Origin of the sequence: Streptomyces sp. NPDC006925, from assembly GCF_042869575.1 — a bacterium.
GTDB lineage: Bacteria > Actinomycetota > Actinomycetes > Streptomycetales > Streptomycetaceae > Streptomyces.
This window is the reverse complement of record NZ_JBIAGB010000001.1, coordinates 57,461-71,145: the sequence shown is the minus strand read 5'-3', so window position 1 is coordinate 71,145 and position 13,685 is coordinate 57,461. Positions and strand designations below refer to the sequence as shown.

Genomic DNA, 13,685 nt, shown 5'->3' with positions numbered 1-13,685 from the left:
TACGCTCGAAGTGGATTCATGACACCGAAAGGAGGCGGCCCGAGTATGCGTATCTACTCCGATCTGAGCCGCCTCGCCCGCCGCACCGTCTGGGTGCCGGGCCGGGTCGCGCACGGCTGCTGACAAAAGCCGCTCCGACGTGCCCTCCGTGGCACGGTTTCGCATCTTTCTCCACCATTCTCCGGCACGCCGCCGACGCGTGCCGTCATGCGCTCGCTCCTCTTCTGCTGCGTATCCGAAACACAGAAAGCTGCCTGAAATTGGCGAACAAGATGAACCGACCTGCCCCGGCCCGGAACGGAGGCACGTCATGGTAGCGGCACGGATCACGGTCAACGGGAAAGAAACCCCCATCGCACCGGCATCTCCCCACGCCACGGTGCTGGACTTCCTCCGCGAGCGCGGCCTCACCGGCACCAAGGAGGGCTGCGCCGAGGGCGAATGCGGCGCCTGCTCGGTCCTGGTGGCCCGGACCGGGGTGGACAAGCCCACCGACTGGGTGGCGGTCAACGCCTGCCTGGTCCCGGCAGCTTCGCTCGACGGCCAGGAGATCGTCACCTCGGAAGGCCTCGCCACCGCCGGTGCGCCCGGCACGCCGCCCGCCCTGCACCCGGTGCAGGAGGAGATGGCGGTCCGCGGCGGCTCCCAATGCGGCTACTGCACACCGGGATTCGTCTGCAGCATGGCCGCCGAGTACTACCGGCCGGACCGCTGCGCGCACACCGAACCGGCCGAGAGCGGCGAGGCCGGGCACGGCACGGCCGACGCCGAACACGGCCCCAACGGCTTCGACCTGCACGCGCTGAGCGGCAACCTGTGCCGCTGCACCGGATACCGTCCGATCCGCGATGCCGCGTTCGCCGTCGGCACGCCCACCGCCGAGGACCCGCTGGCCCAGCGGCGCGAGCAGCCGGCGCCCGCGCCGGTCGCCACCGAGTACGCCCAGGGCGATGCGGTACTGCTGCGCAGGAACACCCTGGCCGAAACACTGCAGTTGCTGCGCGAGCGGCCCGACGCGGTGGTCGTCGCCGGCTCCACCGACTGGGGGGTGGAGGTCAACATCCGCTCCCGCCGCGCCGACTGCGTCGTCGCCGTCGACCGGCTTCCGGAACTGCGGGAGCTGCATCTCGGATCCGACACCGTCGAGATCGGGGCAGCCCTGACGCTCACCGAGATCGAACGCCGCCTGGACGGCGCGGTGCCGCTGCTGGCAGAACTGTTCCCGCAGTTCGCCTCCCGGCTCATCCGCAACGGCGCCACGCTCGGCGGCAACCTGGGCACCGGCTCGCCCATCGGGGACAGTCCGCCCGTGCTGCTCGCGCTGGAGGCGTCGCTGGTGCTCGCGGACGCCGACGGCGAGCGCGAGGTGCCGCTGGCGGACTACTTCACCGGCTACCGGCAGAGCGTGCGCCGTCCCGGCGAACTGATCCGCGCCGTGCGCCTCCCGCTCCCGCTGTCGCCGCTCGTGGGCTTCCACAAGATCGCCAAGCGGCGCTTCGATGACATCTCCAGCGTGGCGGTCGCCTTCGCGCTCGACGTCGAGGACGGAGTCGTGCGCAAGGCACGCATCGGCCTGGGCGGCGTGGCCGCCACCCCGGTCCGGGCCCTCGCCGTCGAAGAGGCCCTGGAGGGCGAGCCGTGGACGGCCGGGACCGTCGAGGCCGCGGCCGAGATCCTACGGGTCCAGGGCACGCCGATGAACGACCACCGGGCCAGCGCCGACTACCGCTCGGCGATGCTCGGCCAGAGCCTGCTGAAGCTGTACGCGCAAACCACCGAGGCGGTGCCGTCATGAGCCAGCTGTCCCAGCGCCCCGAGAAGCCCGTCGTCGGCGTCCCCATGCCGCACGAGGCCGCCGGTCTGCACGTCACCGGCACCGCGCTCTACACCGACGACCTGGTGCACCGCACCAAGGACGTCCTGCACGCCTACCCGGTCCAGGTGATGAAGGCCCACGGCCGGGTGACCGCGCTGCGCACCGGGCCCGCGCTCGAGGTGCCCGGCGTGGTGCGAGTGCTGACCGGCGCCGATGTGCCCGGCGTCAACGACGCCGGGATGAAGCACGACGAGCCGCTCTTCCCCGACGAGGTCATGTTCCACGGTCACGCCGTCGCCTGGGTGCTGGGCGAGACCCTGGAGGCGGCGCGGCTCGGCGCGGCGGCGGTGGAGGTCGAACTCGACGAACAGCCCTCCCTCATCACGCTGCAGGACGCGATCGCGGCCGACAGCTACCACGGCGCCCGGCCCGTGATGGTGCAGGGCGACATCGAGGCGGGCTTCGCCGACTCCGCGCACGTCTTCAGCGGCGAGTTCCAGTTCGCCGGCCAGGAGCACTTCTACCTGGAGACGCACGCCGCACTGGCCCAGATCGACGAGAACGGGCAGGTGTTCGTCCAGAGCAGCACCCAGCACCCCTCGGAGACCCAGGAGATCGTCGCGCACGTACTGGGCGTGGCCAGCCACGAGGTGACGGTGCAGTGCCTGCGGATGGGCGGCGGCTTCGGCGGCAAGGAGATGCAGCCGCACGGTTTCGCGGCCGTCGCCGCGCTCGGCGCCAAGCTGACCGGCCGGCCGGTGCGGTTCCGCTTCAACCGGACCCAGGACCTGACCATGTCAGGCAAGCGGCACGGCTTCCATGCCCGCTGGAGGATCGGCTTCGACGTGGACGGCCGCATCCAGGCCCTGGACGCCACGTTGACCGCGGACGGCGGCTGGAGCCTGGACCTGTCGGAGCCGGTGCTGGCCCGCGCGCTGTGCCACATCGACAACACCTGCTGGATCCCCAACGCGCGGGTCGCCGGCCGCATCGCCAGGACCCACACCGTCTCCAACACCGCCTTCCGCGGCTTCGGCGGACCGCAGGGCATGCTGGTGATGGAGGACATCCTCGGCCGGTGCGCGCCACTGCTCGGAATCGACCCCATGGAGCTGCGGGAGCGCAATTTCTACCAGCCGGGCCAGGGCCAGACGACGCCGTACGGACAGCCGGTCACCCAGCCCGAACGGATCTCCGCCGTCTGGCGGCAGGTGCAGGACGACGCCGGCCTCGCCGACCGCAGGCGCGAGATCGCGGCCTTCAACGCCGCGCACCCGCATACCAAGCGGGCCCTCGCGGTCACCGGCGTGAAGTTCGGTATCTCCTTCAACCTCACCGCCTTCAACCAGGGCGGCGCGCTGGTGCTGGTCTACAAGGACGGCTCGGTCCTGATCAACCACGGCGGCACCGAGATGGGCCAGGGCCTGCACACCAAGATGCTGCAGGTGGCCGCGACCACGCTGGGCATCCCGCTGCACAAGGTGCGGCTGGCGCCCACGCGTACCGACAAGGTGCCCAACACCTCGGCCACCGCCGCGAGTTCCGGCGCCGACCTGAACGGCGGCGCGGTCAAGAACGCCTGCGAGCAGCTGCGCGAGCGGCTGCTGCAGGTGGCCGCCTCCCAGCTCGGCGCCAACGCCTCGGACGTGCGCATCGTCGAGGGCGTCGCGCGCGCCCTGGGCAGCGACGCGGAGCTTGCCTGGGACGATCTGGTGCGCACCGCCTACTTCCAGCGGGTCCAGCTGTCGGCGTCCGGCTTCTACCGGACCGAGGGGCTGCACTGGGACGCGAAGTCGTTCCGGGGCTCGCCGTTCAAGTACTTCGCCATCGGTGCGGCGGCCACCGAGGTGGAGGTCGACGGCTTCACCGGCGCATACCGGGTGCGGCGGGTGGACATCGTGCACGATGTCGGCGACAGCCTCTCGCCGCTGATCGACATCGGCCAGGTCGAGGGCGGGTTCGTGCAGGGCGCCGGCTGGCTGACCCTCGAGGACCTGCGCTGGGACGTGAGCGACGGGCCGAACCGCGGCCGGCTGCTGACCCAGGCCGCGAGCACCTACAAGCTGCCGAGCTTCTCGGAGATGCCCGAGGAGTTCAACGTCAGGCTGCTGGAGAACGCCACCGAGGAGGGCGCCGTCTACGGGTCCAAGGCGGTGGGGGAGCCCCCGCTGATGCTGGCGTTCTCGGTCCGGGAAGCCCTGCGGCAGGCCGCTGCCGCGTTCGGGCCGAACGGGGTCAGCGTGGAGCTGGCTTCGCCCGCGACGCCGGAGGCGGTCTACTGGGCGATCCAGGAAGCCCGCCGGGGCGCTGCCTCCCGGCACGGCGAGCTGCCCGCAGCAGCAGCCGAACCGGCGCGCACCGGCGCGGAAGCGCTGAGCGGTGCCTGACATGACGTGGATCGCCGCGGTCGCGCGGTTGCGGGCACGCCGGGAGCCCGGTGTGCTGGTGACCGTCGCGGCCGCGCGCGGCCATGCGCCGCGCGACGCCGGCGCCAAACTCGTCGTGGGGCGGAGCGGGGCGTGGGGTTCGATCGGTGGCGGCAACGTGGAAGCCGTAGCGATCGACCGGGCCCGCGAGCTGATCGCCGCGTCCGAGCCGGAGCCGGAGCTGATGGAATTCGCGCTGAACGACAAGGTGACCAACGAGCACGGCGTGCAGTGCTGCGGCGGCACGGTCTCGGTGCTGCTGGAACCGCTTCCGGTGGTGCGGGCGGTGGCGGTCTTCGGCGTGGGGCACGTCGGGCTGGAACTGGCCCGCATCCTGGCGCGTCAGGACCTGGACCTGCATCTGGTCGACAGCCGCGCCGAGATCCTCGCCGAGGAGCGGTTGGCCGTGCTGTCCGACGCGGTGGCGCAGGTGCACGTGCACCACACGCCGCTGCTGCCCGAGGAGGTGCTGGCGGAGTTGCCGCACGGCACCCACGTGCTGATCATGACTCATGATCACGCCGAGGACGCCGCGCTGTGCGACGCGGCGCTGCGGGCGAGACATCTGGGTCCCATCGGGCTGATCGGGTCGGCGGCCAAGTGGACACGGTTCCGCAAGCGCCTGGCCACCGAGGGCGGCCACGACGACGCGGCCATCGACCGGATCAAGACTCCGATCGGGCTGGCCGACATCACCGGCAAGACTCCCGCGACCATCGCCGTGAGCGTCGCGGCCGATGTGCTGCGCACCTTCGAGACCCAGGAGAGCTGACTCTCCGCCCGGGCCGACAGGGGCGGCCCCGGCCCGATGCGCTCGTACGAACCGCCAGGGCCGGGGTCCGCGCGGTGGCACCCCCGCACGCCCGTGGAGGCCCGTCACGACTCCGCCCGGCTGCCGCGGCGCAAGCCGTCCCGGCCGTGCGGGCCGGCGCGGGTGCGGCTCGGCTCCAGCGCCGCCTGCTGCCGGAAGCAACGGCGGGGTCACGGCGTGCGACCGGCTCTTGTAGGACCCTACGAATCGCCGGGCCGACGCCGCCCATTGTTTGGTCCTTCGCTCCCTGGCCGATCTTGACCGGCGGGCTGTCTAATTCTCGCAGAAGATGCGACGGAGCGAGGGACGGTTGCATGGCGTGCAGAATCCAGCGTGCCCCACCGGCATGGGTATTGCTTCGGTCACCACAGTGACTCCGCTGCCTTCCGCCTTTCCGGAGAAGAGGGCCGGCTGATACGGCCCGAGGACGACGCGCTCGGAAAGCAAGCCGACGCCGCTGATCCGTTCGCGATTCTCCAATTCTCGTCTCCGTTTTCCCCGGCGTTCGAAAGAGAGAAAAGGTAGTGCGCGGGGGAAGTGCCGGTACGTGTATCCGCACGGTCTCGAGTCCGACGCGGCAGGGCGGAATTCCCGCCGTCCGCACGTCGTCCTGAACCGGCCCGGACCCACCGGCACCCCCACGGCCCCGACTCCGCACAGCCCGGGGCCGCCGCCCTTCCCGGCCGTCCGCCCACCGAACCCGGGGCACCCCCACCCGCCCACCCACACCCGAAGGAACACCCATGACCACCCGCATCGCAGAGACCGGCAACCGTGAACTCGAGCGCGCCTGGATGGAGCGGGCCGTACAGCTCGCCACCACCAGCGTCCACAACGGCGGCGGCCCCTTCGGTGCCCTGATAGCCAAGGACGGCGACATCGTCGCCCTCGGCAACAACCAGGTCACCTCCAGCCTCGACCCCACCGCGCACGCGGAGGTCAGCGCCATCCGCGCGGCCTGCAAGGAACTCGACACCTTCAGCCTGGAAGGCTGCACCCTGGTCACGTCCTGCGAGCCCTGCCCGATGTGCCTGTCCTCCGCGCTGTGGGCGCGCGTCGACCGGCTCATCTTCTCCGCCGACCGCCACGACGCCGCCGTGGCGGGTTTCGACGACCGCAAGTTCTACGACCTGTTCGAGAAGCGGCCGCAGGAATCGTGGCCGATGGCCGTGGAGCACCTCGACCTGCCCCACCGCACCCAGCCGTTCGACGCCTGGATCGGCAAGGCCGACCGCATCGCCTACTGACCCGCAGCCCGTCAGCGGGCCGGACGTCTCCTGCGCGGGCGCACGCGCACCGCGGCACGGTGCGCCGCGTCCCGCCGCGGAGGCGGCCGGCACGGCGGCCCGAACCACCGGCCCCGGCCTGCTTCCGGACTCCCGGACTTCCGGACGGCGACCGCGCCCGACCGGACGGGCGGGGTTCCGCTGCCCGGGGCACCGCCGCGGGAGCGGCCGCCGTCCGCCACCCTCCCGCGGCGGAAACCCGGTGGCGGGTTCGGACGGCACGCACGACCATGCCACGCATGAGTGAGCGAAACGCACGCTGGACCAAGGCGACCGTCTACCCGGACATGTGGGCCGATCCCGAGGACGATCCCCGCAACGACGGACCGGCTCCGGAGGGGGAACTCGGGGCGCTGCAGGACTGCCTGACGAACTACCGCACGACCCTGCTGCTGAAGTGCGAGGGTCTGGACGCGGAACAGCTGGCCCGCCGGTCGGTGCCGCCGTCCACGATGTCGCTCCTCGGGCTGCTCCGCCACCTCGCCGAGGTGGAACGCGACTGGCGCAACTGGCTCGGCCGCGGCGATCCGCTGCCGAAGCTGTACGGCGAACGGGACGCCGACTTCGAGGGTGCCGTGCCCGAGCAGTCCGTCGCCGACGCCGCGTACCGCGATCTGGAGCGCGAGCAGGCCGAGACGGACGCAGCCCTGGCCGGCTACCCGGACCTGGGCGAGCGGGTGGGCGAGGACGGCATCGCGATCCGGGAGCTGCTCGTGCACCGGATCGAGGAGTACGCGCGGCACTGCGGACACGCCGACTTCCTGCGCGAGCGCGTCGACGGCAGGGTGGGCCAGTGACGGCGGACCGGGAGCAGCCCCGCGCCCTTCAGGGCGCGGCGGTGCGCCGCCGGTCCACCGCGCGGGAGTGGCGCCCGGATCGCGCGGAGCGCCGCAGGGGCAACCGCCCTGTCAGTAACCCAGTACGGCCATGGCGGCGTTGTGGCCCGGGATGCCGCTGACACCGCCGCCGCGCACGGCGCCCGCACCGCAGAGCAGGACATTGGCGTGCCCCGTCTCCACTCCCCAGCGGCCGGTGCCCTCCTGCGCGTGCGGGAAGGCGAGGTCGCGATGGAAGATGTTGCCGCCGGGGAGCCGCAGGTCGCGTTCCAGGTCGAGCGGCGTCTTCGCCTCGATGCAGGGCCGGCCGTCGGTGTCCTCGGCCAGGCAGTCGGCGAGCGGCTCGGCCAGGTGGCCGTCGAGCTGGGCCAGGGTCGAGGCCAGCAGCCTCTCGCGCACCGCGTCGTTGTCGGAGGCGAAGAGGCGGGCCGGGGTGTGCAGCCCGAAGAGGGTGAGGGTGTGGTATTCCCGTTCGGCCAGCTCCGGTCCCAGGATGCTGGGATCCGTGAGGGAGTGGCAGTAGATCTCGGACGGCGGAGCGGAGGGCAGCCGGCCCTCGGAGGCTTCGGTGTACGCGGTGGCCAACTGCTCGTAGCCCTCGGCGATGTGGAACGTCCCGGCGAAAGCCTGCCGCGGATCGACGGCGGGATCGCGGAGCTTCGGAAGCCGCTTCAGCAACATGTTGACCTTGAGCTGGGCGCCCTCGGCGGCTGCCGGCGGGTCCTCGCCCAGCAGCGCGGCCAGCTCGTGGGGCGAGGCGCCCACCAGGACGTGACCGGCCGCGACGGTGCCGTACGCCTCAGCTGTCCGGTACGCGACCTCGGCCTGCCGGTGGCCGTCGGTCTCGATGCCGGTCACCTGGTGGCCGGTGGCGAGCTCCGCGCCCGCCGACCGCGCTGCTGCGGCCAGCGCGTCCGTGACCTGCCCCATGCCGCCGACGGGGACGTCCCAGTCGCCGGTGCCGTTGCCGATCACGTGGTAGAGGAAGCACCGGTTCTGCTTCAGGGACGGGTCGTGAGCTTCCGCGAAGGTACCGATGAGCGCGTCCGTGAGGACGACGCCCCGCACCAGGTCGTCGCCGAAGTACGCCTCGACGGCGGCACCGAGCGGCTCCTCGAACAGCGTGCGCCACGCGGTGTCGTCGTCCACCCGGCGGCGTAGCTCCTCCCGGGCGGGCAGCGGCTCGGTCAGGGTGGGGAAGACGCGCTCGGCGACGCGTCGGGTCATGCCGTAGAAGTCCTCCCACGCGCGGTACTCGGCGGTGCCTCCGGTGAGCCGCTGGAACGACTGCCGCGTCGCGTCGGCGCGGTCGTCCACGAGCAGACCCGTGGCGCGGCCGTCCCGCCGGACCGGAGTGTACGAGGAGACCGCCCGCTTCCGGAGCGCCAGCTCCAGCCCCAGATCCCGGACGATCTTCTGCGGAAGCAGGCTCACCAGGTACGAGTAGCGGGACAGGCGGGCTTCCAACCCGGCGAAGGGGCGCGAGGAGACGGCGGCCCCGCCGGTGCTGCCCAGCCGCTCCAGCACCAGCACGCTGCGGCCCGCCCGGGCCAGGTAGGCGGCGGCGACCAGACCGTTGTGGCCGCCGCCGACGATGACGGCGTCGTATCGCTCGTGTGCGGGCATGCGCTCTTCCTAGCACGGGGGAGCGGGGGCCGGGCAGATCCCGCGCGCCGCACGCGGGCGACGGCCGCGCCGGGCCGTCGCACCCGACACCCTGTGCCGACGGTGCCGGGGCGATTGCGCCTCGGCCGGGGCGCGACCGGGAGGCCGTGCTGTATCCACGCGTGTACGGGGGCTGTTGAGGACGGCTGCCCGGGGTACTCGGCAGCCATGGAGAACAGATCAGTGACGCCTCTGGAGAGCCGTCCGTGGCTCCGCTCCCTCGACAAGTTCCTCGTCCGGGCCTGCCCCGTGCTGGCGGTCGTCGGAGTCGCGCTGGGTATCGGCGGTGTGCTCACGGGCGAACCTGTTCGCTACGTCGTGTCCCAGTGCGTGCTCGCGCTCGTCATGGTGTGCACCACGCTGACGGCACGCGCCCGGCTCCGCCGGAACGAGCTCCCGGACGAGCGCGGGTAGCGGCCGCTCCGCAGGGCGACCAGGCTCCGGCGGTGCGACCGTGCGGGGACACACCGGGCAGGCCGCAGTGCAGTACGCTGACCGCGATCGCGCGCGGACCCCGGCACGCCGGTGCCTCCGTGCGTCCCACGCCACGTCTCCGCGCGCCGGTAGTCCGGCCCCACCGGGAGGACTCCATGCCGGGACCGACCGACTCCCCGATACCCCGTGGGCCCGGAGGCGTGCCCGACGGGCGGCGCTGGTACGCCGCCAATGAAGTCCTGGCGTTCCTCCTCGAACTCGCCGCCCTCGGGTGCCTGAGCTGGTGGGGTTTCACCGTCGGTGGTCATGCGGCCCTTCGAGTGCTGCTGGGGATCGGCGCACCACTGGTGGCGGTGGTGCTGTGGGCCTTGTTCGCCGCGCCGAAGGCGCGACTGCGCCCGCGGCTGCCCGCTGTGCTCGCGGTGAAGGCGGTGGTGCTCGGCAGCGGAGCAGCCGCCCTGTACGGAGTGCGGCACCCGGTCGCCGCCGCGGCCATGGCGGTCGCCGTCGTGGCGAACACAGCGGTCGCGGAGGCGTTCCGCAGGCCGGAGGCCGCGCCCGCCGGGGGAGTGGGTGCGGCTGCCCCGCCGGCGGCCGATGGCTGAGGTGTGGAGCAGGGACCGGACCGGCATGCGCACCCGCAGGGATCCGGTGCCGCGTCGTCCGGCCCGAACAGCGGCCGTGCACCCTCCGGTTCGGGCATGCGCCACCGTCGCGACGGGCGAATCCGGGGCCGGTGACTGCGGCGCATGCCGCCCGCGGGAGGCCGGCGTCCGGCAGATGAGCGAGCGGCCGTCGACCGGGTCACGGAGGTGCGGGCGTCACGCCCCCACCACCGCAGTCCGCTCGCTGCCGTCACTGCTGTCGTCTTTGTCGTCGTCTTTGCCCACGAGTGCGGCGGCGGCCCCGAGCAGCACGCCGGTCAGCACGCCGACGCCGTGGTTGTTCTGCAGCAGGCACAGCACCGCACCGGCAGCCGGCACGAGTACCGACAGGTACCGCAGCGGCCGTTGCCGGCCGTCGAGCGCGTAGGCCGCTGCGAGCGCGCCGACCAGGCCGCAGACGCCCACCGAGTCACCCCCGCCGTGCACACTCCAGCCCGCCATGCTCACCACGTGGGCAGTGATGCCGGACAGCAGGAAGACCACCGGCATCCTGCCGGTCCCCAGGCCGCGCTCGGCCGCCGGTGCGACCACGGCGAGCGCTGCCAGGTTGAAGGCCAGCTGTGGCCAACCCGACGTCTGCACCAGCAGCGCGGTCGCCGCTCGCCACCACGGCCCGTGAGGAGCGCGCTCCAGGTGCGGTACGACATCCGGGGCGGCGCTCTGCACCACGGCCATCGCCACCATCACGCCCGTCAGCACGGCGGCGGCCCGCGGCACCGGCCGCCGCCACAGGTCCGCGAGCAGCCGGCCGGGACCGGACTGCTGTCCGTGCGACCGGGCCGCGATCAGACGCGTGCCGGGTACGACCACGGCGGCCGCGCAGCCGTACAGGGCGAGCGTGTGCGTGTTCATGCGTCAAGCGTGCCGTGCGCACCGTGCCGACCGGCAGTGACCGCCGTGGTGGAACAGCGGTGACATATGTCCCGTGCCGCCCGGCGCAGGTGGACCCTGAAAACGTGCCGAGGGTCAGGCCAGGGTCCGGCAGATGTTCTCCTCGGGCCCGATGGCCACGGGCATGTGCCGGCGGCCGGTGGTGTCCCGTGTCGTCACGTGGATGCCGTCCACGACGTAGTACCCGGCCGGATAGGCGTCGGTGGGCTTGAAGCCCACGCCGAACGGTCCGACTCCGCCGAAGGTCTTGCTGGTGCCGTCGGACCGCAACTCCTCCGCCCCCCGCCCGGACAGGTCGCGCCGGACGGTGGCCCCCGTCTCGGTGTTGGTGAAGTCCACGACGAGCCTGCCCTTGTACTCGTTGATGCGGACCGAGCCGTCGGGGTACCGCGAGTCGACGCGGACCATCTCCTTGTCCTCGACGGGGTGGAGGTGCAGGTCGAAGGAGCAGTAGGTGCCGCCGGGCAGTGTGGTGTCCCCCGACCGGAAGGGCCGCCACGGCTCGGGGTCGAAGCCGGAGAGATCGAGGTGCTCCTCGACGGGGCCGGGCAGACCGGCGGCCGGGGCCGAGGGCAGCGGGGCGCGCGCCGACGCGGGAGCGGCTGTTCCGAGCACCGCGCAGACGACGGCCGGTAGGGCGAGCACAGCGAGACGTGGACGCACGAGGACCCCCTCCAGAGACTAACCAGTCGATTTCCATTAAGCGGTTAGTTCGGTCGGCGGTCAAGTACGGTGGCGCGGTGCACTGGGAAGAGGTCGCCGGCTACCGCATGCCGAGTCGAGTCGGGGGACACCCGGCCCTGGACTTCTGCAACACCTGGGCGGGGTGGGGTGCGCCGCCCCACCCCCGCCGCGAGTGGCTGCCGGATTATCCGCACCTCGCGGTGTGGGCGAGGCATGCCGGACTGCTCACCCAGGCGACGTGTACGCGGCTGCGGCAGGGTGCGGAATCCGGCCGGGACACCGCCGCACAGGCCGCTGAGGTCCTCGGACAGGCCCACGAGCTGCGTACGGCGCTCTACGCGGTCCTGCTCGAGAGCGCCGAGCCGACCGCCTTCGCCACTGTCGCCGCCCACGCCGAACGGGCCGCCGCCGCCTCCTCCCTCGTCCCGGCGGCAGCACCGAGCACCCGCGGTGCCGCGGGGCGCGACGACACGCCCCGGGCCCGATGGGAACTCTCCGACCACGCCGGCCTCGCACTGCCGCTGCTGGCCGCCGCCCACTCTGCGGCGGCCCTGCTGACCGGTCCCGGCCGTCCCAGGATCGACGCCTGCCCGGGGCACGACTGCGGCTGGCTGTTCCTCAATCCCCGCGGACGCCGCCGTTGGTGCAGCATGTCCTCCTGCGGCAACCGGGCCAAGGTCCACGCCCACGCCCGGCGCCGCCGGGAGGGCGGCACCCGGGACTGAAGCCGGACCTCGGACGGGGATCCCGGAAGGGAACCGCCCGGGTCGCCCGTAGCGCCACGCCCGGATCGGTGCACCGGCCGGAGGCCATCACGCCTGGTGGTCGAAGAGCGGTCCGAACTCGTCGGGCAACTGCGTGCGGACGTGCCGGATCTGGCCGGCGGACACCGCCTGCGGCAGCGTGGAGAGCACGGCCGCGGCATGCTGCTTCGCCGTGTCCGGCTGCGTCCGGGACCGGTCCGCGACGCGCCGGTAGAACTCGTCGAGGGCGAACACCTCCCCGCTCGTGTCCGCGTCGGCGCCGCTGCCGCGAAGGGGACGGTCCAGGGGGGTGGGCATCTGGTCGGCCAGGTCCTGGGCCTCGTCGGCCCCGATCCGCTGGGCCAGCACGGTCAGCACGGCCTCCGTGGCCTCCCTTGCCTCGTTCTGATCCGCGTAGCCGCCCCGGTCGCGCACCTGTGCCAGGAACTCGTCGTCACGCATCTGAGGGCTCCTCTGCTCGCTCGTCGTCTGCTGTCGAGCGCTCCGGTTTCCCAGCGGGAGGGAGCCCATGCATCATGATCACCGATGTCCCGCTTACGGCTCCCCTCCGGGCGCGGCGAACGGGGGAGCGCGGCGGCGGACCGGCGAGGTGGGATGCGCTCCCGCACCACCAGGACGCAGTATCCGGCCTATGGACGAGGACGAGCACTTCAAGCCCGGCCAGCAGGTCCCGGTGAGCGGGATCTACGCGTGCGACTGCGGTCAGGGACACCATTGGAGCACCGACGTGGCGGGGCACACCTTCCCGCCGCTGCCGTGTGCGGGCAGAACCTGGCGCCTGCAGACCAGAGCACACGAGCAGTAGGCCGCGGCACTCTTCAGCCGCGCCGCCCGACGTCCTCCACGTACGAGGCCAGGTTGGCCAGCGAGGAGACGAGTCCCGCCTCGTGCGCCGCGGGGTCGATACCCGGCGGTACGCCGGTCGCGGTGACGGTGACCTCCGTCCGGTCCTCACCGACGGCGGTCAACTGCCACGTCATGGTCATCGTCCCCGCGTACGCCGGATCGTCGGCCTTGAAGACCGCCCGCTGCACCACGCGCTCGGACGGCACCAGCTCCGCGAAGGCGACATCGACGACATCCTCCACGGCAGACGTCTTGCCCCGGCCGGCAGCCGGATCCAGGTAGGTGAGCGTCATCCGGAACCCGCCGCCGGGCCGCGGATCCCACCGCTCGATCCGTCCGCGCATGCCGTCGGGGGGAAGCCACGCCTCCACAGCCTCCCGGTCGAGGAGCGCTCCGTAGACGGTCGCCCGCGGTGCGGCGACCACCCTGCCGGCACGGTCCGTCCTGCCCATGCCCCGAGTCTAGTGCCGTGGCCGGGAGAGTGCGCCGGAGCGGAGACGCGCCTCGGTGGTCTGCAGGGCGCGACCGACGCATACGCGAGTTCCGACGACGCCTCACAC

14 protein-coding genes are annotated in these 13,685 nt (G+C 72.6%); 9 read left to right on the top strand and 5 right to left on the bottom strand.

Annotation, left to right across the window (positions count from 1 at the left end; genetic code table 11):
• Positions 1–310: 310 nt before the first annotated feature.
• The 5 genes from ACFYNS_RS00370 to ACFYNS_RS00350 all read left to right on the top strand — a co-directional run bounded on the left by ACFYNS_RS00370 (position 311) and on the right by ACFYNS_RS00350 (position 7,136).
• Positions 311–1,795: an FAD binding domain-containing protein gene (locus ACFYNS_RS00370; RefSeq protein ID WP_360298231.1), complete on the top strand. Its 1,485-nt coding sequence runs from the start codon at positions 311–313 to the stop codon at positions 1,793–1,795.
• Positions 1,792–4,203 (top strand): xanthine dehydrogenase molybdopterin binding subunit, encoded by a 2,412-nt coding sequence (xdhB, locus tag ACFYNS_RS00365; protein WP_360298233.1) that lies wholly within the window; start codon positions 1,792–1,794, stop codon positions 4,201–4,203. The genes ACFYNS_RS00370 and xdhB overlap by 4 nt, the downstream gene beginning before the upstream one ends.
• Position 4,204: 1 nt before the next feature.
• Positions 4,205–5,014: a xanthine dehydrogenase accessory protein XdhC gene (gene xdhC / locus ACFYNS_RS00360; protein WP_360298236.1), complete on the top strand. Its 810-nt coding sequence runs from the start codon at positions 4,205–4,207 to the stop codon at positions 5,012–5,014.
• 782 nt (positions 5,015–5,796) lie between these two features.
• Positions 5,797–6,300, top strand: coding sequence for a nucleoside deaminase (locus tag ACFYNS_RS00355; RefSeq protein WP_360298239.1), 504 nt, complete (start codon positions 5,797–5,799; stop codon positions 6,298–6,300).
• Between the two features lie 278 nt (positions 6,301–6,578).
• Positions 6,579–7,136, top strand: coding sequence for a DinB family protein (locus ACFYNS_RS00350; protein WP_360298242.1), 558 nt, complete (start codon positions 6,579–6,581; stop codon positions 7,134–7,136).
• A gap of 111 nt (positions 7,137–7,247) precedes the next feature.
• On the opposite strand, the gene ACFYNS_RS00345 is transcribed toward ACFYNS_RS00350, so the two are convergent.
• Positions 7,248–8,801: a phytoene desaturase family protein gene (locus ACFYNS_RS00345; protein WP_388599752.1), complete on the bottom strand. Its 1,554-nt coding sequence runs from the start codon at positions 8,799–8,801 to the stop codon at positions 7,248–7,250.
• A gap of 207 nt (positions 8,802–9,008) precedes the next feature.
• On the opposite strand from ACFYNS_RS00345, the gene ACFYNS_RS00340 reads away from it, so the two are divergent.
• Together ACFYNS_RS00340 and ACFYNS_RS00335 are read left to right on the top strand one after the other, a co-directional pair.
• A complete protein-coding gene (locus ACFYNS_RS00340) occupies positions 9,009–9,254 on the top strand; it encodes a hypothetical protein (protein WP_388599749.1) in 246 nt (81 codons plus the stop codon).
• A gap of 176 nt (positions 9,255–9,430) precedes the next feature.
• Complete coding sequence (locus ACFYNS_RS00335) at positions 9,431–9,880, top strand: YrdB family protein (RefSeq protein WP_388599747.1); 450 nt, start codon at positions 9,431–9,433, stop codon at positions 9,878–9,880.
• A gap of 216 nt (positions 9,881–10,096) precedes the next feature.
• Here ACFYNS_RS00335 and ACFYNS_RS00330 read toward each other — a convergent pair whose 3' ends face one another.
• Together ACFYNS_RS00330 and ACFYNS_RS00325 are read right to left on the bottom strand one after the other, a co-directional pair.
• On the bottom strand, positions 10,097–10,792 hold the full coding sequence (locus ACFYNS_RS00330; protein WP_388599745.1) for a rhomboid family intramembrane serine protease: 696 nt from the start codon (positions 10,790–10,792) through the stop codon (positions 10,097–10,099).
• Between the two features lie 114 nt (positions 10,793–10,906).
• Positions 10,907–11,494, bottom strand: coding sequence for a hypothetical protein (locus ACFYNS_RS00325; protein ID WP_360296335.1), 588 nt, complete (start codon positions 11,492–11,494; stop codon positions 10,907–10,909).
• Between the two features lie 77 nt (positions 11,495–11,571).
• On the opposite strand from ACFYNS_RS00325, the gene ACFYNS_RS00320 reads away from it, so the two are divergent.
• Positions 11,572–12,240, top strand: coding sequence for a CGNR zinc finger domain-containing protein (locus ACFYNS_RS00320; RefSeq protein ID WP_388599742.1), 669 nt, complete (start codon positions 11,572–11,574; stop codon positions 12,238–12,240).
• 87 nt (positions 12,241–12,327) lie between these two features.
• Here the strand turns inward: ACFYNS_RS00320 and ACFYNS_RS00315 are convergent, their stop codons facing one another.
• Positions 12,328–12,720 carry a DUF2267 domain-containing protein gene (locus ACFYNS_RS00315; protein WP_360296329.1) on the bottom strand — a complete coding sequence of 131 codons (393 nt, stop codon included), beginning with the start codon at positions 12,718–12,720 and terminating at the stop codon, positions 12,328–12,330.
• A 190-nt stretch (positions 12,721–12,910) separates the two neighbouring features.
• Between ACFYNS_RS00315 and ACFYNS_RS00310 the strand changes: the two genes are divergently transcribed.
• Positions 12,911–13,084: a hypothetical protein gene (locus ACFYNS_RS00310; RefSeq protein ID WP_360296327.1), complete on the top strand. Its 174-nt coding sequence runs from the start codon at positions 12,911–12,913 to the stop codon at positions 13,082–13,084.
• 13 nt (positions 13,085–13,097) lie between these two features.
• Here ACFYNS_RS00310 and ACFYNS_RS00305 read toward each other — a convergent pair whose 3' ends face one another.
• A complete protein-coding gene (locus tag ACFYNS_RS00305) occupies positions 13,098–13,577 on the bottom strand; it encodes an SRPBCC family protein (protein WP_388599738.1) in 480 nt (159 codons plus the stop codon).
• Positions 13,578–13,685 lie beyond the last annotated feature (108 nt).

What these genes read in the sequence shown, in the direction of transcription:
- ACFYNS_RS00340 (WP_388599749.1), top strand. Translation starts at nt 9,009, where the DNA reads ATGGAGAACAGATCAGTGACGCCTCTGGAGAGCCGTCCGTGGCTCCGC.
- ACFYNS_RS00315 (WP_360296329.1), bottom strand. Translation starts at nt 12,720, where the DNA reads ATGCGTGACGACGAGTTCCTGGCACAGGTGCGCGACCGGGGCGGCTAC.
- xdhB (WP_360298233.1), top strand. Translation starts at nt 1,792, where the DNA reads ATGAGCCAGCTGTCCCAGCGCCCCGAGAAGCCCGTCGTCGGCGTCCCC.
- ACFYNS_RS00330 (WP_388599745.1), bottom strand. Translation starts at nt 10,792, where the DNA reads ATGAACACGCACACGCTCGCCCTGTACGGCTGCGCGGCCGCCGTGGTC.
- ACFYNS_RS00370 (WP_360298231.1), top strand. Translation starts at nt 311, where the DNA reads ATGGTAGCGGCACGGATCACGGTCAACGGGAAAGAAACCCCCATCGCA.
- ACFYNS_RS00345 (WP_388599752.1), bottom strand. Translation starts at nt 8,801, where the DNA reads ATGCCCGCACACGAGCGATACGACGCCGTCATCGTCGGCGGCGGCCAC.
- ACFYNS_RS00305 (WP_388599738.1), bottom strand. Translation starts at nt 13,577, where the DNA reads ATGGGCAGGACGGACCGTGCCGGCAGGGTGGTCGCCGCACCGCGGGCG.
- xdhC (WP_360298236.1), top strand. Translation starts at nt 4,205, where the DNA reads ATGACGTGGATCGCCGCGGTCGCGCGGTTGCGGGCACGCCGGGAGCCC.
- ACFYNS_RS00355 (WP_360298239.1), top strand. Translation starts at nt 5,797, where the DNA reads ATGACCACCCGCATCGCAGAGACCGGCAACCGTGAACTCGAGCGCGCC.
- ACFYNS_RS00310 (WP_360296327.1), top strand. Translation starts at nt 12,911, where the DNA reads ATGGACGAGGACGAGCACTTCAAGCCCGGCCAGCAGGTCCCGGTGAGC.
- ACFYNS_RS00335 (WP_388599747.1), top strand. Translation starts at nt 9,431, where the DNA reads ATGCCGGGACCGACCGACTCCCCGATACCCCGTGGGCCCGGAGGCGTG.
- ACFYNS_RS00350 (WP_360298242.1), top strand. Translation starts at nt 6,579, where the DNA reads ATGAGTGAGCGAAACGCACGCTGGACCAAGGCGACCGTCTACCCGGAC.